This is a genomic window from Burkholderia sp. BCC0419 (genome assembly GCF_902830285.1).
In the GTDB taxonomy this organism is placed as follows: Bacteria; Pseudomonadota; Gammaproteobacteria; order Burkholderiales; family Burkholderiaceae; genus Burkholderia.
Genome location: NZ_CADESR010000001.1, coordinates 508216 through 527885, shown reverse-complemented (window position 1 = coordinate 527885; position 19670 = coordinate 508216). Strand labels below are relative to the sequence as shown.

At 68.5% G+C, this 19670-nt stretch carries 16 protein-coding genes and 1 riboswitch; of the genes, 3 read left to right on the top strand and 13 right to left on the bottom strand.

Annotation, left to right across the window (positions count from 1 at the left end; genetic code table 11):
* The first annotated feature begins 9 nt into the window (after nucleotides 1-9).
* Entirely contained in the window at nucleotides 10-723 is a 714-nt protein-coding gene (locus HWW87_RS02390; RefSeq protein WP_175819096.1) for a riboflavin synthase subunit alpha, read from the top strand.
* A gap of 18 nt (nucleotides 724-741) precedes the next feature.
* Here the strand turns inward: HWW87_RS02390 and HWW87_RS02385 are convergent, their stop codons facing one another.
* The 12 genes from HWW87_RS02385 to HWW87_RS02330 form a co-directional block, all read right to left on the bottom strand.
* On the bottom strand, nucleotides 742-1341 hold the full coding sequence (locus HWW87_RS02385) for a hypothetical protein (RefSeq protein ID WP_244107124.1): 600 nt from the start codon (nucleotides 1339-1341) through the stop codon (nucleotides 742-744).
* Between the two features lie 68 nt (nucleotides 1342-1409).
* A complete protein-coding gene (locus tag HWW87_RS02380; protein WP_175819095.1) occupies nucleotides 1410-2651 on the bottom strand; it encodes a voltage-gated chloride channel family protein in 1242 nt (413 codons plus the stop codon).
* Nucleotides 2652-2730: 79 nt separating this feature from the next.
* Nucleotides 2731-2834, bottom strand: a riboswitch (Fluoride riboswitch).
* 61 nt (nucleotides 2835-2895) lie between these two features.
* On the bottom strand, nucleotides 2896-3915 hold the full coding sequence (locus HWW87_RS02375) for a chemotaxis response regulator protein-glutamate methylesterase (RefSeq protein ID WP_175819094.1): 1020 nt from the start codon (nucleotides 3913-3915) through the stop codon (nucleotides 2896-2898).
* The gene (locus HWW87_RS02370) at nucleotides 3912-6221 is read right to left on the bottom strand and encodes a hybrid sensor histidine kinase/response regulator (RefSeq protein WP_175819093.1); all 2310 of its coding nucleotides are present in this window, start codon (nucleotides 6219-6221) and stop codon (nucleotides 3912-3914) included. Before HWW87_RS02370 ends, HWW87_RS02375 begins: the two co-directional genes overlap by 4 nt.
* Nucleotides 6218-6922, bottom strand: a complete 705-nt coding sequence (locus HWW87_RS02365) for a chemotaxis protein CheW (protein ID WP_175819092.1) — start codon at nucleotides 6920-6922, stop codon at nucleotides 6218-6220. Before HWW87_RS02365 ends, HWW87_RS02370 begins: the two co-directional genes overlap by 4 nt.
* Nucleotides 6923-6968: 46 nt before the next feature.
* Nucleotides 6969-8375 (bottom strand): CheR family methyltransferase, encoded by a 1407-nt coding sequence (locus tag HWW87_RS02360; protein WP_175819091.1) that lies wholly within the window; start codon nucleotides 8373-8375, stop codon nucleotides 6969-6971.
* Nucleotides 8372-8884 carry a chemotaxis protein CheW gene (locus HWW87_RS02355; RefSeq protein WP_175819090.1) on the bottom strand — a complete coding sequence of 171 codons (513 nt, stop codon included), beginning with the start codon at nucleotides 8882-8884 and terminating at the stop codon, nucleotides 8372-8374. Before HWW87_RS02355 ends, HWW87_RS02360 begins: the two co-directional genes overlap by 4 nt.
* Complete coding sequence (locus HWW87_RS02350) at nucleotides 8881-10557, bottom strand: methyl-accepting chemotaxis protein (protein WP_175819089.1); 1677 nt, start codon at nucleotides 10555-10557, stop codon at nucleotides 8881-8883. Before HWW87_RS02350 ends, HWW87_RS02355 begins: the two co-directional genes overlap by 4 nt.
* Nucleotides 10558-10681: 124 nt before the next feature.
* Nucleotides 10682-11815: a hybrid sensor histidine kinase/response regulator gene (locus HWW87_RS02345; protein ID WP_175819088.1), complete on the bottom strand. Its 1134-nt coding sequence runs from the start codon at nucleotides 11813-11815 to the stop codon at nucleotides 10682-10684.
* A 488-nt stretch (nucleotides 11816-12303) separates the two neighbouring features.
* The gene (locus tag HWW87_RS02340; RefSeq protein ID WP_174428957.1) at nucleotides 12304-13887 is read right to left on the bottom strand and encodes a Na+/H+ antiporter; all 1584 of its coding nucleotides are present in this window, start codon (nucleotides 13885-13887) and stop codon (nucleotides 12304-12306) included.
* A 231-nt stretch (nucleotides 13888-14118) separates the two neighbouring features.
* Entirely contained in the window at nucleotides 14119-15552 is a 1434-nt protein-coding gene (locus HWW87_RS02335) for an aldehyde dehydrogenase family protein (RefSeq protein WP_175819087.1), read from the bottom strand.
* A gap of 29 nt (nucleotides 15553-15581) precedes the next feature.
* Entirely contained in the window at nucleotides 15582-17222 is a 1641-nt protein-coding gene (locus tag HWW87_RS02330) for an acetolactate synthase large subunit (protein WP_175819086.1), read from the bottom strand.
* A gap of 405 nt (nucleotides 17223-17627) precedes the next feature.
* On the opposite strand from HWW87_RS02330, the gene HWW87_RS02325 reads away from it, so the two are divergent.
* Both HWW87_RS02325 and HWW87_RS02320 read left to right on the top strand, forming a co-directional pair.
* On the top strand, nucleotides 17628-17945 hold the full coding sequence (locus HWW87_RS02325; RefSeq protein ID WP_347879286.1) for a type II toxin-antitoxin system RelE/ParE family toxin: 318 nt from the start codon (nucleotides 17628-17630) through the stop codon (nucleotides 17943-17945).
* 3 nt (nucleotides 17946-17948) lie between these two features.
* The gene (locus HWW87_RS02320; RefSeq protein WP_174386022.1) at nucleotides 17949-18248 is read left to right on the top strand and encodes an addiction module antidote protein; all 300 of its coding nucleotides are present in this window, start codon (nucleotides 17949-17951) and stop codon (nucleotides 18246-18248) included.
* Nucleotides 18249-18296: 48 nt separating this feature from the next.
* Here the strand turns inward: HWW87_RS02320 and HWW87_RS02315 are convergent, their stop codons facing one another.
* Nucleotides 18297-19583, bottom strand: coding sequence for a DUF445 domain-containing protein (locus HWW87_RS02315; protein ID WP_175819084.1), 1287 nt, complete (start codon nucleotides 19581-19583; stop codon nucleotides 18297-18299).
* Between the last annotated feature and the right edge of the window lie 87 nt (nucleotides 19584-19670).

Sequence of the window (19670 nt, the reverse complement as noted above, 5' to 3'; positions counted from 1 at the left end):
GGATCGATCATGTTTACAGGCATTGTTCAGGGTGTTGGCACCATCAACGCCATCAAGGATCACGGCGAGCTGAGGACGTTCAGCATCGAATTCCCGGAGCGGTTCACCGACGATATCGAGATCGGCGCGAGCGTGTCGGTCGATGGCGTGTGCCTGACGGTGACGACCCTCCATTCGCCGGTGCTGATCGACTTCGACGTGATGCTGCCGAGCCTGCGGATCACCACGCTGGCCGACCTCACGACCGGCGCGCGGGTCAACGTCGAGCGGGCCGCGAAGGACGGCGCGGAGATCGGCGGGCATCCGCTGTCCGGTCATGTCGATTTCACGGGCACCATCGCGCACATCGCATCGTCCGAGCACAACCGGATGATCCGCATCGGCGTACCTGCCGAGTTCAAGCGCTACGTGTTCGCGAAGGGCTACATCGCGATCAACGGCTGCAGCCTCACCGTGTCGGACGTCAATCGCGACGAAGGCTGGTTCGACGTGTGGCTGATTCCCGAAACGCGCCGCGCGACCACGTTCGATGCGAAGGGCGTCAACGACAAGGTCAACATCGAGATCGAACGCAGCACGCAGGTCGTCGTGGATACGATCCGGGAATCGGTCAAGGAAACGCTCGGCGAATTGAACGGCGTCGTCACCGCGCTGCTGGCGGAAAGAGGCATCGATATCGAGGAACTGCTCGCGCGCAACGTCGCGCGGCTGCCGAAGCAGTAAAGGCTGATTACCCGCGTGCTAGGTGATCCGCTGGATCACCGAGTACCGGCTGCCGTCGGAAAACACCTCGACCCACGGTTCCGATTCCTCGAACGTCCAGAGGACGAGCTCGAGATCGATCGGCTCGTCCCCGTCGTCGGGCCATGGCATGTTCCATCCGCCCGCGACGGCCACTACCCCGCCCGTGTAGAGCGGGCATTGCGCCATCCACTCGCGCTCGTAGTCGTGCGCGGCCGCGCCCTTGAAGTTGCCGTTGAATCCCCAGTCGCGCTGCCAGCCGTGTGCGTCGAGGTACGCGCCGATCGCGGCAGAGCCGAAGCGGAACACCGCGTCGACCGGCGGAAGCGACGTTGCGTCGGAGCGGCACAGCGGGTGATCGGAGCGGACGGGTTGCGTGGAAATCTCCACACGGCCTGACGTGCCGCTTTCGTCGAGATACACGTTCAGCCAGACGCCATCGCGCTCGACGGAAATGCACAACGCGCCGGCGTCGATCCCATGCCAGTAGCCGGTGACGGGTTCGCCGTCGTCCGCGAAGCGGTACTCGTGGCACGGCCTGGCCAGGCGCTTCGCTTCGGTCAGAAAGTCGTCCAGCGTCATCGGATGTCCGTCAGTCATTTGTTGCACCTTGGGTATCACATGGGGCCGCCGCGATCGAACGACATCGAACCACGGCTGCCCGCGCCTCACTCCGCCTCCACCTGCGCCCCCTTCCCCACCGCCACGCGCTGCGCGCGATAAATCCCCGCGTGTCCCGAGAACAGATACGCGACGACACAGGCGACGATCGCATACACGCCGATATCCGCGCCGAACAGTTCGATCGCCATGATCGTCGACGCGATCGGCGTGTTCGCCGCGCCCGCGAACACCGCGACGAAGCCGAGCCCCGCGAGCACGGGCACCGGCAGCGCGAGCACCTGGCCGAGCGCATTGCCGAGCGTCGCGCCGATGTAGAACAGCGGCGTCACTTCGCCGCCCTTGAACCCCGACGCGAGCGTGACCACGGTGAACGCGAACTTGCCCGCGAAATCGTAAAGCGGCAGCGGGCCGTGGAACGCGGCTTCGATCGTCGGGATGCCGAGACCGAGATACTGCGGCAGGTTCAGCACGGTCGCGGCCACCGCGACCAGCAGGCCGCCGAACACCGGCTGCAGCGGCGCATAGCGGATCACGCGGCGAAACCACGCGGTCAACGCATGCGTCGCAAACGCGAACAGCCGCCCGACCACGCCGAACGCGATGCCCGCGACGACCGTCACGGCCAGCCCGGTCGCCGATAAGGCCGGCACGAACGGAATCGCATAGGCCGTGTGATGGACGCCCCACGCGCGGCACACGACGTCCGCGACGATCGCCGACGCGACGCAGGTCAGCAGCGCGTCGTACCGCACGCGCCCGATCGCGAGCACCTCGAGCCCGAACACGGCGCCCGCGAGCGGCGTGCCGAACACCGACGCGAAGCCGGCCGCGATGCCGCCCATCAGCAGCACGCGGCGATGCTCGCGATCGAGACGAAACAGGTGGGTGACGCGATCGGCGAGCGCGCCGCCAATCTGCACGGCCGTGCCCTCGCGGCCGGCCGAGCCGCCGAACAGGTGCGTGACGACGGTCGCGACGAGCACGAGCGGCGCCATCCGCTTCGGCACGAGCGCCTTCGGGTCGTGAATCTCGTCGATCAGCAGGTTGTTGCCGCGCGCGACCGACTGGCCGAAGCGATGGTAGAGCCAGCCGGTGGCGAAACCGGCGGCCGGCAGCCCCCACAGCAGCCACGGATGCGCGACGCGCGTACCGGTCGCCCAGTCGAGCGCGATCAGGAACAGCGCGGAAGCCGTGCCGGCCAGCGCGCCGAGCAGCGCTGAAAGCGCGAGCCAGCGGCACACATAGCGCACGGTCGCGAAAAGATCGGCAGAAGTGGTGAAAAACATGATTTCCAGATTCGACAGGACATCAAAACCTGGGCGGCAGAATACCGCATGGACGGCCTGCGACCTCCTGACGACCCAGGAACACGCAGGCATCATCAGCCGGGCAAACCGGCGGTTGAGGGCCGCACCGCGCGCCACGCGCCGGGAACGACCGCAGGGAGGCATGCCATCTCCGCAGGCCGCGATTGTACGCGACGCCGCGCCACGCACGCAATGCAGACGACGGCGCCCGCCCGGTGCGCCGTCAGTCGCGCGGCGCGAGCGCGATCCGGGCGATCAACTGGGGCGCGATCTGTTCGAGCGGCAGGATCGCCGACGCCGCGCCGATCGCCGCCGCTGCCTTCGGCATCCCGTACACGGCGCTGGTCGCCTCGTCCTGCGCGATCGTGTAGCAGCCCTTCGCGCGCATCGCCTTCAGGCCGAGCGCGCCGTCGCGCCCCATGCCCGTCAGCAGCACGCCGAGCGCATCGCCCTGCCAGCCGTCCGCGACGCTGTTGAAGAACACGTCGATCGACGGCCGGTACGGCGTTTCGGCCGGATGCCGCGTATAGCCGAGCACGCCGCGCGGCGACAGCGTCAGATGGTCGTTGGTCGCCGCGAGCAGCACCTCGCCCGCTTCCGGCACGCTGCCCTGCCGCGCGACGCGCACCGGCAGCCGCGTATAGCCGTCGAGCCAGTCGGCCATGCCGTACGCGAATGCCTGGTCGACGTGCTGGACGATCACGATCGCGGCCGGGAAATCGGCCGGCAGCGCGCGCAGCAGCGCGGTGAGCGCGGTCGGCCCGCCCGCCGACGCACCGATCGCGACGAGCGTCGGCTGGCCGCGCGTGGGCGCCGGCCCCGGCGGCACGAGCGTCGCGGTGCGGCTTTCGAGCAGCCGGCCGATCTGGTCGATCTTCGCGAGCAGCGCCTGCGGCGACGCATCGGTCGACAGCCCGAGCGCGAGCGTCGGCGTGTCGACCGCGTCGAGCGCGCCGGCGCCCATCGCCTCGTACACCGACGACGTGTTCGCGCTGACGCTCGCCGTCACGATCAGGATCGCGCACGGCGCGCGCGCCATGATCCGGCGCGTCGCGGCGACGCCGTCGACCTTCGGCATCACGAGATCCATCAGCACGACGTCGGGCGGATGCGCGACGCAGAAATCCACTGCCTCGTCGCCATCGGTCGCGACCCACAGCACGCGATGGTCCGCGCGCAGCGCGATCACGCGGCGCAGCGCCTCCACGGCCAGCGGCAGGTCGTTGACGATGCCGATGTTCATCCTCGCGCGCCCCCGATCAGGTCGTGCACGGCATCGAGCAGCGCCTCGTCGTGGAAGCTGCTCTTCGCGAGGTAGTAATCGGCGCCGGCGTCGAGCCCGCGACGGCGATCCTCGTCGCGATCCTTGTACGACACGATCATCACCGGCACGCGCTTGAGCATCGGGTCGCCCTTGATCAGCGTGACGAGTTCGATGCCGTCCATGCGCGGCATGTCGACGTCGGTCACGACGAGATCGAACGCATCGCTGCGCACCGCGTTCCACCCTTCCATCCCGTCGACCGCGACCGTCACGTCGTAGCCGCGTTTTTCCAGCAGCTTGCGTTCGAGCTCGCGCACTGTCAGCGAATCGTCGACGACGAGCACGCGGCGGCGCCGGTCGGCGAGCGCGAGCTGCGGATCGCGCGTGAGCCGCGCGAGCTGGCCGCCGCGCACGAGCTTGTCGACCGAGCGGATCAGGTCCTCGACGTCGACGATCAGCACCGGGTCGCCATTCTCGAGCAACGCGCCGGCCGCGATGTTCTGGATCTTGTGCAGACGGCTGTCGAGCGGCTGCACCACGAGCATCCGCTCGCCGAGGAAGCGGTCGACCGCGACGCCGTACAGCTCCGGCTCGGCGCCGACGACCACGACCGCCGTACTGGTGCGCGCCACGTCGGGTGCGCCCGCGTCGAGCAGCTGGTGCGCGGCGACGAGGCCCGCGCGCCGGCCGTCGAACGGAAAATGCGGCTGCCCTTCGAGCACGTCGATGTCGTCGTGCGCGAGTTCGAGCGTGCGCCGCACGTGCGCGAGCGGGAACGCATACGGCTCGCCGCCGACCTCGACGAGCAGGCTGCGGATCACCGACAGCGTGAGCGGCAACTGCAGCACGAAGCGCATGCCGGAACCCGGCTCGTTGAAGATCCGCACCGCGCCGCGCACGCCGCGCACCATCTCCTGCACCGCGTCGAGGCCGACGCCGCGCCCCGATACGTCGGTCACCGCATCGCGCATCGAGAAGCCCGGCAGCAGCAGGAATTCGAGCAGTTCGGGATCGGACAGCCGCGCGGCCGTCTCGTCGTCGGTCAGGCGCTGGCGCACGACGGCCGCGCGCAGCGCGTCCATGTCGACGCCCGGCCCGTCGTCGATCACGCTGACGAGCAGCGAGCCGGCGCTGTGGCGCGCCTCGAGCGTGACGCTCGCCTCGGCCGGCTTGCCGCGCGCGTGGCGCGCGTCGGGCGAATCGACGCCGTGGTCGATCGCGTTGCGCAGCAGGTGGCCGAGCGGCGCGTCGAGCAGGTCGAGGATGTCGCGATCGACCTGCGTGCCTTCGCCGACGATCGAGAAACGCACCTGCTTGCCGAGCGAGCGCGCGAGATCGCGGACGATGCGCGGATACGCGCGCGTCGCATCGCCGAACGGCCGCATCCGGCACTGCAGCGCCTCGTCGTACAGCTGCTCGGCGATATGCGTGCTGCGCCGCTCGAAGCGGTCGAATTCGTCCATGCGCTCGGCGAGCGAGCGCTGCAGGTCGTTGAGCATGTGCCGCACTTCGTTCATCGACGCGAGCATGCCGGCGTCGAGATCGTCGGCGAACTGCTCGTACATCAGGTCGAGCGAACGGGCCGCGTCGCGCTGCGCGCGCTTCACGCGCAGCATCGATTCGGCGAACGGCTTGAGCCAGCGCGATTCGACCAGCGATTCGCCGGACAGGCTCAGCAGCCGGTTCAGCGTATCGGCGCGCACCCGGCGCATCGCGCCGGCGCCCGCCACGCGGCCGGCCTGGGCCGGGTCGGGCGCCGTGCCCGACACGGCGAGCGGCGGCACGGCGGCACTGGCCCCGACCGGCTCGTTCGCGGCGCCGTCGTGATCGCGATACGGCACGAACGACGGCGGCACCGGCGGCGGCACGGCGGCCGGCGCCTGCATCGTCTGCGCGCCGTCGGCGCCTTTCAGCGCCGCCGCGAACACGTCGATCTCGGTCTGCGACACGGGCTGCCCCTGCGGATCGCCGACGCGCACCAGCAAATCGACGCCGGCCAGCAGCACGTCGACGTGCGTGGCCGTCAGCGCGATCGTGCCGGCCTGCGCGGCGACGAAGCATTCCTCCATCCGCCCGGCGATCTCGACGCCGAGCGGCACGCCGACGATGCGCGCGGCGCCCTTCAGCGAATGGGCGGCGCGCATGCACGCTTCGAGCGCGACGGAATCGGGCTCGCCCGATTCGAGCGCGAGCAGCCGCTCCGACAGCGCCTGGGTCTGCGTGCGCGTCTCCTCGCGATACAGCTCGAGCAGCGACAGGTGGCTCAGGTCGTCATCGCCGCTCATCGCATGCTCCGTGTCACGGCGTCGAACAGACGATCGTCGTCGAGCAGCCCCACCGACTTGCCGCGCCACGACAGCACGCCGCGCGACAGGCCGGCGCTCGCGCGCCCGACCGTCGCAGGCACCGGCACCCAGTCGGACGCGCCGAAGCGCAGCACGCCCTCGACTTCGTCGACCGGAAACACGACCGGTTCGCCCTGGTGCGCGGCCACCAGCAGCCGCGTGAAACGGCCATCGCCGCCGCCGCCGGCGTTGCCGGCCTCGAGGCCGAGCAGCGCGCCGATCGAGATCGCGATGCGCAGCGTGCCGCGGATATTGACCACGCCGCGCACGGCCGAATGGCGGCGATGCGGCAGGGAATGGATCGGGCGCGTGCCGGCGATCTCGCGCAGCACGCCGATCGGCAGCGCGAGCCATTCGTCGGCCACCCGGAACGCGAGCGCCGCATGGCGCGTATCGCCATCGTCGTCGCGCGCATGGGCGGTGCCGAACGCGCTCATCCGGCGCGTGACGTCGGCCATCTCGGCGACGTCGAGCGGACGCTCGAGCAGCTTCGCCGCGTGATAGGCGTAGACCGAGCAGTTCAGGCAGCGCAGGCAGTCGTTCAGCCGCTCGCACGAGCGGTCGCCGCGCGTGCCGATCCGGTTCCAGCAATCGTCGACGTCGAGCGTCGCGTCGTCAGTGGCAGCGGCGGCGCGGTTCATGAATTCCTCTGGTCATCGCGGTGTCGGTCCCATTCCCGTCGTCGTGTCAGCCGGCCGAACGCCGGGCGCGTTCGAGCAGCCATTGCGCGCCCGCACGATCGCCGCCGACGTCGAGCAGCGTCGCGAGATGCGTCAGCGCCTCGTGATGCGTGGGGCGCAGGTACAGCGCCTTCCGGTAGAAGTCGCCCGCTTCCGCGGCGCGCCCGCGCGCATCCGCGATCAGTCCGTTCAGGTAGAACGCATCGGCATGCGGGCCGACGCGCGCCGAGAACTGCGCGAGCACGCGTTCGGCCTCGTCGAACGCGCCCGCGTTCGCCAGGGCCTGCGCATCCTCCAGCGTCGGCGCATCGTCGATCGTCGACGCGATACCGTCGTAGGCCGGTGCGGTCGCCACCGCCAGGTCGGCCCGTGCGTCAATGGCGGCCGTCTGCACGGCCGGCGCCGCCGCGAGCGGCTGACGCACGTCGCCGAGCCAGGCCGGCGGCTCGACGGCCACCACCGGGCGCGGCGCGGCGAGCGGTGCGACCGTGAAGCGCTCCGCGCGCCGGTGCGGCGCCGCCGCGGACAGCGGCGCAACCGGTCGGGCCGCGCAGGCATCGGCCGCCGCCGCGCCGGCCGGCTCGCGATGAAACGCGAACGCCAGCGGCACGCGCGCCGAGCGCATCCCGTGCCGCATCGCGACGCCCGTCTCCGCCGGCCCGACGAACAGCATGCCGTCGTCGGCGAGACGCGCGTCGAGCGAGCGGATCACGCGATCCTGCGCATCGCGGTCGAAATAGATCAGCACGTTGCGGCAGAACACGAAGTCGTAGCGAATGCCGTTATCGGCCACCGGTTCGACGAGGTTCGCATGACTGAACTGCACACACGCGCGCACACGCTCGTCGAGGAGCCAGCCGTCGCGGGTCGGCGTGAAATACCGCGTACGAAACTCCGTCGCCGTCCCGCGGAACGCATTGCGCCCGTAACAGCCGAGCCGCGCCTGTTCGATCGCGCGCGCGCTGAGGTCGATCGCGTCGATCGCGAAGCTGGCCGGCTCGAGCCCCGCGTCCAGCAACGCCATCGCCGCCGAATACGGCTCCTCGCCCGTCGAGCACGGCGCGCTCAGCACGCGGAGCACGCGGCCGGGCATCGCGGCGAGCCGTTCGGCGGCCTGCCGCGCGAGCGTGGCGAACGCTTCCCGGTCGCGGAAGAACCATGTTTCCGGGACGACGAACAGCTCGATCAGCGCGCGCCGTTCGTCGGCCGACGCGTTGAGCTGCTGCCAGTACGCGTCGAGCGCTTCCGGCGTCAGGGGCTGCCGCACGGCCGACGGCACGCGCTCGCCGTCCGCCTGCAACGCCTGCACGCGATCCGCCAGCGCCCGCATCAGGAAATCGTTGCCGAGCGAATCGGGGTCGATGCCGGTCTCGCGCAGCAACCAGCCGCGAAATCGCGATTCGGACACGTTCATGCGGATTCCCCCCCGTGGCCCGACAGGCCGTCGACCAGATACAGGCGTGCCACGTCGTCGATCAGGTCGGACACGGACACCTGCTGCACGACGCCGTCGGGCGTGTTCGCGACCCGCCCGAGCCAGCGCGTGCGCGCGGTCGAGACGCCGCTGGTGCGGAACGCCGCGCGGTCGATCCGCATCGTCTGCGTCGCCCGCTCGACGATCAGGCCGATCGTACGCTCGCCATCGGCATGACCGGCGCGATAGCGGACCATCACGAGCCGCGTCGAGCGCAGCGCCTGCGCGCGCCGCCCGAGCGCCAGCATCGGCACGTCGATCACCGGCACCGGCTGGCCGCCGCGCATCAGCAGCCCGGCGATCCAGTCGGGCGCGCCGGGCACCGCCTTCATCACGGCGAGCGGCAGCACCTCTTCGATGCCGGCCGCGTCGAGCGCATAGCGCTCGCCGTCGAGCTCGAACATCAGGAACAGCGCATGCGCGCCGTGCTGTGGATCGGCGCGCGTCACGCGTCGACCTTGAAGCGCGACACGCTGGTGCGCAACTGGTTCGCGACGAGCGTCAGGTCGTCGATCGCCTGCGACGACTGGCGCAGCGACTCGGCCGTCTGCTGCGCGGCCTCCGACAGCTGCGACAGCGCCTGCGTGATCTGCTCGGCACCGTTCGCCTGCGTCTGCATCCCTTCGTTGACCATCTGGAAGCGCGGCGCGAGCGTCTGCACCTCGGCGATGATCTGCGACAACTGCCCGCCGACCTGCTGTACGTCGAGCATCCCGCGGCGCACTTCCTCGGAGAACTTGTCCATCCCCATCACGCCCGCCGACACGGCCGACTGGATTTCCTTGACCGTCTGCTCGATGTCGTAGGTCGCGACGGCCGTCTGGTCGGCCAGGCGGCGGATCTCGGTCGCGACGACCGCGAAGCCGCGGCCGTACTCGCCGGCCTTCTCGGCCTCGATCGCCGCGTTCAGCGACAGCAGGTTGGTCTGGTCCGCCACCTTGGTAATCGTCGCGACCACCTGGTTGATGTTCAGCGCCTTCTCGTTGAGGATCGCGAGCTTCGCGTTCACCGAGCCGGCCGCATCCATCACGCTGCGCATCGTCTCGCCCATCCGCGTGAGCCCGCTCTGGCTCACGCCCGCGAGCGTCGCCGACTGCTCGGCCACACCGGCCACCTCGTTCATCGTGCGCAGCAGGTCGCGCGACGTCGCGAAGATCTCGCGCGAGGTCGCGCCGATCTCGGTCGTCGTCGCCGCGGTCTCGTTCGCGGTCGCCTGCTGCTCGCGCGACGTCGCCGCGATCTCCGCGACCGACGTCGTCACCTGCAGCGACGACTGCTGCGCGCGCGAGACCAGCTCGGTCAGCTCGTCGGCCATCCGGTTGAAGCCGGTCTCGAGCGTGCCGAATTCGTCGCGGCGGCGCAGGTCGAGGCGGCGCGTCAGGTTGCCGGTGCGCATCACGTCGTGCACCTCGACGAGCCGCGCCATCGGTACGGTGACCGAGCGGTACAGCATGTAGCCGAGCCCGAGCGCGGACAGCAGCATGAACGTCAGCGCGGTCGCCAACACGACCTCGGTGTCCTGCACGGATTCGCGGATCAGCTTCGCGGACTGCTCCGCGAACTTGCGGTTCTCCTGCACCAGCACGTTCGCGTTGCGCACGACCTCGGTCCACGCGGGCAGCACTTTCGCGTACGCGGCGACTGCCTCGTCGTGCGATGCGCGGCTCTTCTGCGCCGCGTCGTTCAGCAACGGCACGTAGTGATCGTAGGCGCCGCGGAACGCCATGAAGCGCTGCCGGTCGTCGTCGCGGAACGTCGTGTTCTGGTAGTCCACCGACAGCGATTCGACGTCCTTCAGCGCGTCGGCGATCTTCGCGAGATTGCGCTGCACGGTTTCGGGCCCGGTCTCGACGAAGGTCGCCTGCTGCAGCAGCATGAACGATTCGTTGACCGCGCCGCGCAGCGACGACGCGAGGTAGACGCCGGGCAGCGAGTCGCGCTCGATGCTGACGGCTTCGGCGTTGATCGCGCGCAGTCGCTCGTACGACACGCCGGCGGTCACCAGCATCAGCACGAACAGCACGCCGAAGCTGAGCAGGATGCGATTGCCGAGCGTCAGCCGGGCGGCGCCGATCGTCGGATGCAGGCTTTCATTGGTCGCGCGGGGCGTCACGGTAGCCATGTTCGTTATGGGCTTTCTAAATTCAGCGTTGAAAAAATCCGCGCCCGCCTGCGCGCCGGGTGGCGCGCCACGAGCGCATCGGGGTCTCGCGGGCGGCGCGGCGCCGGCAGGCCGCGCCGCGACATCACCGCTCCGCTTGCGCCGGCAGCCGGAGCGCGACCATGAAGCCGCGCGCCGTATTGCGCATCAGGATCTGGCCGCGATGCCGCGCCGCCGTCGCGCGGACGAACGCGAGGCCGAGGCCGAAACCGCTGCGCGCCGCGCCGTGCGCGGATTCGAGCTGCACGAACGACTCGGTCGCGGCCGTGCGCTGTTCCGGCGCGATGCCGGCGCCGGCATCCTCGACGCCGATCAGCCAGGCGCCGTCGTCGCCGCTCAGCGTGCAATGTACGTCCATCCCGGCCGGGCCGTACTTCAGCCCGTTGTCGATCAGGTTCGCGACCGCGCGCGTCAGCATCATGCGGTCGCCCATCGTCACGCACTCGCTATCGGGCACGTGCGCGGTCACCCGGCAGCCGAGCCCGGCCGCCTTCTCCCACAGCTGGTCGACGGCGTCGAGCACGATCTCGTTGAGACTCACGACCTCGTGCGCGCGGCGCTCGGACTGCGCGCGGGTCAGGTGGATGAAGCCGTCGGCGAGCGCGAGCGCGCGCCGCGCATGGCCGGCGATGCGCTCCATGATCGCCGGCATGTCGCCGTGTTCGGTCCGGTAGACGTCGAGCAGCGCGAGGATCGACGTCTGCGGCGAGCGCATGTCGTGCGACAGGAAATCGAGCGCCTCGTCGCGCTGCCGCGACATCAGGTACGAATTCGAGTGATAGCGGATGCGCGCGGTCAGTTCCATCGCGTCGGGAAGCTTCACCAGATAGTCGTTCGCGCCGGCAATGAACGCCTCGCGCTTGACGATCGGCTCCTCCTTCGCGGACAGCACGATGATCGGCACGCGTGCGGTGCCGGCGTCCGCGCGCCAGGCGCGCACGAGATCGAGGCCGTCGATCTCCGGCATCACGAGATCCTGCAGGATGACCGTCGGCTTCACGTCGCGCGCGACCGCCATCGCCCGATGTGCGTCGGTGCACACGTGCAGGTCGATGTCGTGCTCGCTGCGCAGCGCGCGGCGGATCACCTCGCCGACGAACGGCTGGTCGTCGACGAGGAGGACCGATAACCCCGATTCGAGGCAATCCGAGGCATTATCACTGCTCGATTCTTTCATAAATACAGTTTCAAACGCCGAATCTCCAATCGATTCTTTCATAGGAGTTGTTTATCCGACTTGGACACTATCTTATATTGGCAGTTGTAAAAACCGCCTGATTCCGCCGATTTGGCCTGTCGGCACTGCCATGCAGGGCTTTGGACGCCGCTTGTTCCCCCGTCGACGACCGCATTACCTCCGCATTCTTTCTCTCAATAAACATAACCGGCTGATTCTAAATGAAATTAGAACACATCATCTATCTCGTTCCGGTTTAGTTTTGCCAAATATGCAGAAAGAGACGGAAACAGATAAATCGGATCATTTCCGGATTCGGAAGACGATAACGTTTGCGAGACCGCCGCGATGAGGTTTGCATGCGCTGCAAGGCTGGGGGCCGGTCGGATAGGAAGTCGTATTGGGGGCCGGATTCGGATACCCGGCATCGGCAGGCGGGAGAAGAAAAATCGCGCGACGGACGCTCGACCCGCGCGCGTTTCAGGGCCGGCAGGACGCCGGCCCGTGCGATGCGCGCGCCGCGCGCCCGCTTACCCGCGCGCGTGCTGCGCGGACACTTCCTGCAGGTCGAGGTCGCGTTCGAGCGTGTGCAGCATCTCGTCGTGGATGCGCCCGGACCGGTGCAGGCGCAACAGTTCGGCGCGCCCGGCCCGGATCGCGGCCAGCACCACGTCGTAGTGCGCCGTGCGCACTTCCGCCGGATACGCGGGCTCGTTCTTGGCCCGTTCGGTCAGCTCGGCACGATACGTATATTGCTCGAGCAGGCGCGGATGGATCACGACGCCGCTCTCGTTCCGCACGAGCGGCTGGATCGCCGCGAGCTGCGCGGCCTCGACGTACGCCCACGTCTGCGGCTCGGTCAGATGGTGCGCGGCGCGCTCGTCGCGCTGCGGCAGGCGCAACAGCCGGATCAGCGGCCCGATCGTCGTGCCCTGCAGCAGCACGGTGACGAGAATCACCGCGAACGACGCGACCAGGATCACGTCGCGGCCGGGCAGCGCCTCGGGCAGCGACAGCGCGATCGCCAGCGTCACCACGCCGCGCATGCCGGCCCAGCTCATGATCGTCGCGGCCTTCCAGTCGGGCGCCTCGCCGCGCCGCGCGAGGCCGCGCACCGGCCACTTCAGCGCCTCGACCGCGTAGATCCACACGAAGCGCGACAGGATCACCGCCGCCAGCACCGCGAGCACCGGCGGCACCATCGTGCCGAGCACCTGCTCGAAACCGCCGAGCCGGTGAATTGCACCGCGCAGCGACAGCCCGATCAGCACGAACACCATCGCCTCGAGCAGGAACACGATGACCTGCCAGAACGCGGTACCGCGCGTGCGCACGGCCGCCGAGAACACCTCGTGCTGATGCCAGCCGACGATCATGCCGGCCGTCACCGTCGCGATCACGCCCGACACCTCGACCATTTCGCCCGCGATGTACGCGATCCAGCCGGCGATCACCGCGACGGTGATCACGAGATAGTCGTCGTCGAGCAGCTTCAGGAACCACACGACGAGCTTGCCGACCACGAAGCCGACCACCACGCCGCCGAGCCCGAGCTCCGCGAAGCGCACGACCGCATGCTCGAGGCTGAACGCGCCGGTGAGCGCGGCCGCGACCGCGAAGCGGAACAGCACGAGGCCGGCCGCGTCGTTCAGCAGGCTCTCGCCTTCGAGCAATACCATCAGCCGACGCGGCAGCGCGACGCGTTCGAGCACGGCCTTCGCGGCGACCGCATCGGGCGGCGACACGATCGCGCCGAGCGCGAAGCATGCGGCCCACGGCAGCGCCGGCACCACCCAGTGCACGGCGAAGCCGACCGCGAACGTCGTGAACACGACCGCGCCGATCGCCAGCATCAGGATGCCGCCGACGTTGCGCTTGAATTCTTCCCACACGGAGAAGTACGCACCGTCCATCAACAGAGGCGGCAGGAACACCAGCAGCACCAGCTCGGGATCGAGGTTGATCGGCGGCAGGCCGGGGATGAACGCGATGCCGATGCCGCCGATCAGCAGCGCGGCCGCGGGCGGCAGCCGCAGCCGCTTGGCGATGCATTCGAGCGCGACGATCGCGAGGAAGGACAACAGCACCAGCTTGAATGCCGAGACGGGGGACATGAATCGACCTCGTGAAGAATGAATGCGCGCTTTCCGGCGTCGTACCCCGGTCGGCAGTTTCGCGCGATTACATCACGAGGCGAGGCCCGTAGTCGAGCCTGTTTCGGGCGACCGGCCGCGCACAACACGCGCGGCGCCGTGCCGCCGCGCGACGCGCCAGGAAAAACGGCACGCGGGCCGGCCCGATCGCCCGCCCGCGTGCCGTCGCGGCACCCCGCTGCCTGCCGCGCGTTACCGGCGCCGCACCACCATCAGCCGCGGCTCGGTCATGTCCTCGATCGCGTAGCGGATACCTTCGCGGCCGAGGCCCGAATCCTTCACGCCGCCATACGGCATGTTGTCGACGCGGAACGACGGCACGTCGTTGATCACGACGCCGCCGACCTCCAGTTCGTCCCATGCGCGGTGCGCATGCGTGAGCGAATCGGTGAAGACGCCGGCCTGCAGCCCGAAGTCGCTGTCGTTCACGCGCGCGAGCGCGTCGTCGAAGCGGTCGAACTTCTCGAGGATCGCGACCGGGCCGAACGCCTCCTTCCGGTACAGGTCCTGCTCGCACCCGACGTTTTCCAGCAGCGTCGCCTCGAACATCGCGCCGTCGACCTTGCCGCCCGCGACGATCTTCGCGCCCGCCGCGACGGCCGCGTCCATCCAGCCCGACAGCCGGCGCGACTCGGATTCGGAGATCATCGGGCCGACGAAGGTCGACGGATCCTTCGGATCGCCCATCTTCAGCGAACGCGTCTTCGCGATCAGCTTCTCGCGCAGCGCGTCGTAGAGGTCGGCATGCACGAGGATCCGCTGCACGCCGATGCAGCTCTGGCCCGACTGGTAGTACGCGCCGAACGCGAGCCGCTCGACCACGTAGTCGAGCCGGTCGCGCTGGTCCGCATCGACGATCGCCGCCGCGTTGCCGCCGAGCTCCAGCACGACTTTCTTCTTGCCGGCCTTCTCCTTCAGCGCCCAGCCGACGGCGGGCGAACCGGTGAACGACAGCAGCTTGAAGCGTTCGTCGGTCGTGAACAGGTCGGCGCCGTCGCGATGCGCGGGCAGCACCGAGAACGCGCCCTTCGGCAGGTCGGTTTCCGCGAGCACCTCGCCGATGATCAGCGCGCCGATCGGCGTGCGGCTCGCCGGCTTCAGCACGAACGGACAGCCGGCCGCGAGCGCGGGCGCGACCTTGTGCGCGGCGAGGTTCAACGGGAAGTTGAACGGCGAGATGAACGAGCACGGGCCGACCGGCACGCGCTTCGTATAGCCCGTATAGCCCTGCGCACGCGCGGAGATCTCGAGGTTGACGATCTCGCCGTCGATGCGCACCGACTCCTCGGACGCAACGCGGAACGTGTCGATCAGCCGCGTCACTTCGCCCTTCGAATCGTTGATCGGCTTGCCGGCCTCGATGCACAGCGCCTCGGCCAGTTCGTCGAAACGTTCGCGAAAGCGCGCGACGCAATGATCGAGCACGGCCTGCCGCTTGTAGGCGGGCATCTCGCGCATCGGCTTCGTCGCGTCGACTGCCGCGGCGATCGCCGCATCGATCGCCTTCGCGTCGGCCAGCGCGACGCGCGTGGCGACCTTGCCGCTGAACTTGTCGGTCACCTCCAGATCGGTGTTCGCGTAGACGGCTTCGTTGGCGAGGTAGTACGGATAGGTTTCCTTCAACATGGAACGACTCCTTCCTGTGAACGGGACATTCAGAGTTGCGCCGACAGGCGCTTGATCTCGCGGTTCAGCACGCGCTCGTTGTCCGAGTAGTCGATCGGCACGTCGATCACGTGCACGCCCGGCGACGAGAAGCACTCGCGCAGCAACGGCTCGAGATCGTCGGCCGACTCGACGCGGTGCCCGTGCGCGCCGTAGCTTTGCGCGTACGACACGAAATCGGGGTTCTGCAGCGTCATCGCGAAATCGGGGAAATTCATGTTCTCCTGCTTCCAGCGGATCATCCCGAACGCGTCGTCGCGCAGGATCATCACGACGATGTCGAGCTTCAGCCGCACGGCCGTTTCGAGCTCCTGAGAATTCATCATGAAGCCGCCGTCGCCGCACACGGCGATCACCTTGCGCTGCGGATGCACGATCTTCGTCGCGATCGCCGACGGCAGGCCCGCACCCATCGACGCGAGCGCGTTGTCGAGCAGCAGTGAATTCGGCTCGTGCGCCCGCCAGTAGCGCGCGAACCAGATCTTGTACATCCCGTTGTCGAGACACACGATGCCGTCGAGCGGCAGCGCGTTGTACAGGTCGTTGACGATCCGCACCGGGTACATCGGGAAGCGCGGATCGTGCTGGCCCTTTTCCAGATGCGCGTCGAAATGCGCCTTGATCATCTTGAAGCGCTCGAAATCCCAGTGCGATTGCGGCGTCACCGCTTCCTTCATCTGCCACACCGCGTTCGCGATGTCGCCGACCACCTCGATCTGCGGGAAATAGACGGGGTCGACCTGCGCGCCGAGGAAGTTCACGTGGATCACGGTCTTGTCGTCGGTGCGCATGAAGAACGGCGGCTTCTCGATCACGTCGTGGCCGACGTTGATGATGCAATCCGCATGCTCGATCGCGCGATGCACGAAGTCGCCGTCGGACAGCGTCGCGTTGCCGAGCCACAGCGGGTGCGTCTCGTCGATCACACCCTTGCCCATCTGCGTCGTGAAGAACGGGATGCCCGTCTTGTCGACGAATTCGAGCAGCATCTTGCAGGTGGTCTTGCGGTTGCCGCCCGCGCCGATCATCAGGAGCGGATGGCGCGCGGCCTGGATCGCGTCGACCGCATGCGCGACCGCCTTTTCCTCCGCCACCGGCCGCCGGCTGTAGCTGCGCGGGATCGGCTTGCCGTCGCCCTCCTCGTGCGCGATGTCTTCGGGCAATTCGAGGTGCGCGGCGCCCGGGCGCTCCTCCTCCGCGCGGCGGAACGCCTCGCGCACGGCCGACGGGATGTTGCCGATCGACACGATCTGCCGCGTGAACTTCGTGAGCGGCTGCATCATGTCGACCACGTCGACGATCTGGAAGTGGCCCTGCTTGCTGGACTTGATCGGCTTCTGCCCGGTGATCATCAGCATCGGCATCCCGCCGAGCTGCGCATACGCGGCAGCCGTCACGAAGTTCGTCGCGCCCGGCCCGAGCGTCGCGAGACACACGCCGGTGCGGCCCGTGAGGCGGCCGTAGGTGGCGGCCATGAACCCGGCCGCCTGCTCGTGCCGGGTCAGCACGAGCTTGATCGTCGATCGCCGCAGCGATTCGAGCAGATCGAGGTTTTCTTCACCTGGAATACCGAACACGTACTCGACGCCTTCGGCTTCCAGCGCCTTCACGAACAGATCCGATGCTTTCATGGGGACTCTCGGTTATGCCGCCTGCCCGGCCTACGGACACGCGGCGTTCAGGACGCGCGCCGGCCTACGGCACGCGGACGCCTTACCTACTGGACACAGACCACGGCACTGCTCGCCGCGCAAGACGCCGTGCTGGATGCGTGATGCGTGATGCGCGGCGGCGCCTCCGGATGCCGGAGGACGAACGGACCCGCCCGCGCGCGGCAAGCGCACACGGACGGCAAAGACGTTTTTGATTGTAGACGGATTCGCGGAATTCCGAATTCGACCGGATGGCCGGCTCCCTCAGCGGGACAAAGGTCGGCCTGACGGCCAGTAAACGTCCAGCGACGCCCCAACCGGGCTGTAATGGCAACGATGTTCCATTCAACAGACATGTGAACCATGGTTGACACATTGCCATTCATGCCCTACAGTGCCCCAGCATTCAGCATCCGGACCACCGACGTCTTCGACGCCTGGTTTGCCGGCCTGCCCGATCGCATCGCCAGGCGCCGCATCCAGGCGCGCATCGACCGCCTGTCGATGGGCAATCCGGGCGACTGGAAATCCGCCGGCGCGCCCATCGTCGAAATGCGCATCGATCATGGGCCCGGTTATCGCGTCTACTACGTCCGGCGCGGAACGATCTGGGTCATCCTGCTCTGCGGCGTCGATAAATCGACGCAACAGGCCGACATACGCGCCGCGCACGCAATGCTCGCGCACCTCGACATGGAGTGATCGATGGACAAGATCAACACGCGGCCGTGGGATTCGGCCGAACACCTGAAAACCGAAGACGACATGGCCGACTACTTCGACGCATGCCTGCAGGAGGCCGGCGACGATCCGGCCTTCATCGCGCATGCGCTCGGCGTGATCGCCCGCGCACGCGGCATGTCGCAGGTCGCGCGCGACGCGGGCCTGTCGCGCGAAGGGCTGTACAAGGCGCTGTCGCACGACGGCAATCCGAGCTTCGGCACGATCCTGAAAGTCATCAAGGCGCTCGGCCTGCAATTGCACGGCGCCAAGGCTGGCGCGTGACCCGGCGGCGCACGGCATCGCGCCGCGGGCGCAACGCCCGTGCCCGCCTCAGTGCAGCCACCCGGCCGCCCAGCGCGGCGCCAGCGACACCAGATACAACCCGAGCCCGATCAGCCCGCCGACCAGCGTGCCGTTGATGCGGATGTATTGCAGATCCTTGCCGATGTTCAGTTCGATCTGCCGAGACATCTCGCGCGCATCCCAGTTGCGCACCGTGTCGCGAATGTGACGCATCAGGAAATCGGCGAAATCGGGCGCCATCTCGTGCACGGCCTTCTCGACGTGCTCGTTCAGCGACGCGCGCAGCGCCGGGCTCTCGGCGAGCCGCGCGCCGAGCCAGCCGCCGAGCGTCGCGGCCTGCCGGTGCAGCGCCGAATCGGGACGCGCGAGATCGGCCTTCAGCCACGCACGCAACTGGTCCCACAAGTCGCGCACATACTCGTTGAACGCATCGCCGTCGCGAATATAGCGCTTGATCTCCTCGCCCTTCGCGATGAACGCGGGGTCGTGCTTCAGCCGCTCGGTCAGCCGCACGACCGTCCGGTCGAAGCGTTGCCGCAGCTCGTGCTCGGGGTCGGCCGCGACGCCTTCGAGCACGCGACTCACCGCACTCGCGAGCATCCGCGCGCCGTTCTCGCCGAACCACTGCGTCGGCATGATCTTCTCGACCTTCGGGTATTGCGTCTTCAGCCATTCGACGATGAAGCCCGCGATCACCTCGCGGTTCTCCTCCTTGTCGAGCACGTCGACCACCTGTTCGATCGCGTCGTCGAGCAGCGCCTGATGGCGGCCGTCCTTCGTCAGCGTGTCGAGGATCGCGCCGGCCGATTGCGACAGGTCGATCCGGTCGATCACCGCGCGGAACGCATCGTGGACGAACGACTGGATCCGCGCGTCGTCGGTCATGTCGAGCGCGAAGCTCATCAGCTTCGTCACGTAGCCGCCGAGCGCGTCGGTGTTCGCCGGCTCGCCGAGCCACGCGCCGAGTTTCTGCGCGGGATCGTGCTGGCGGATCTGCGCGGCGAGCGCGTCGGGGCCGAGGAATTTCTCGCGCACGAACACCGCGAGGTTGTCGGCGATCTTGTCCTTGTTCTTCGGAATGATCTCGGTGTGGCGCGACACGAACGGGATCGGCACGCGGCGGAACAGCGCGACGACCGCGAACCAGTCGGCGAGCGCGCCGACCATCGCGGCTTCGGCCACCGCCTTGAAGCCGTCGACCCACGGGCCGCGCGGCAGCAGGATGGTGGTGACGAACACCGCGACGGCGGCCAGCAGCAGCCACAGCGCGCGGCGCTTGCTGCGTTTCAGTTCGAGGGCTTTGTCGGGCGTCATGGAGGACGGGCGGATCGGCGATGCCGCTAATATCCCCGATTTCGCCGCAACCGACAAACCCGCAGCCGGCGTCGGCACGCCCGGCGC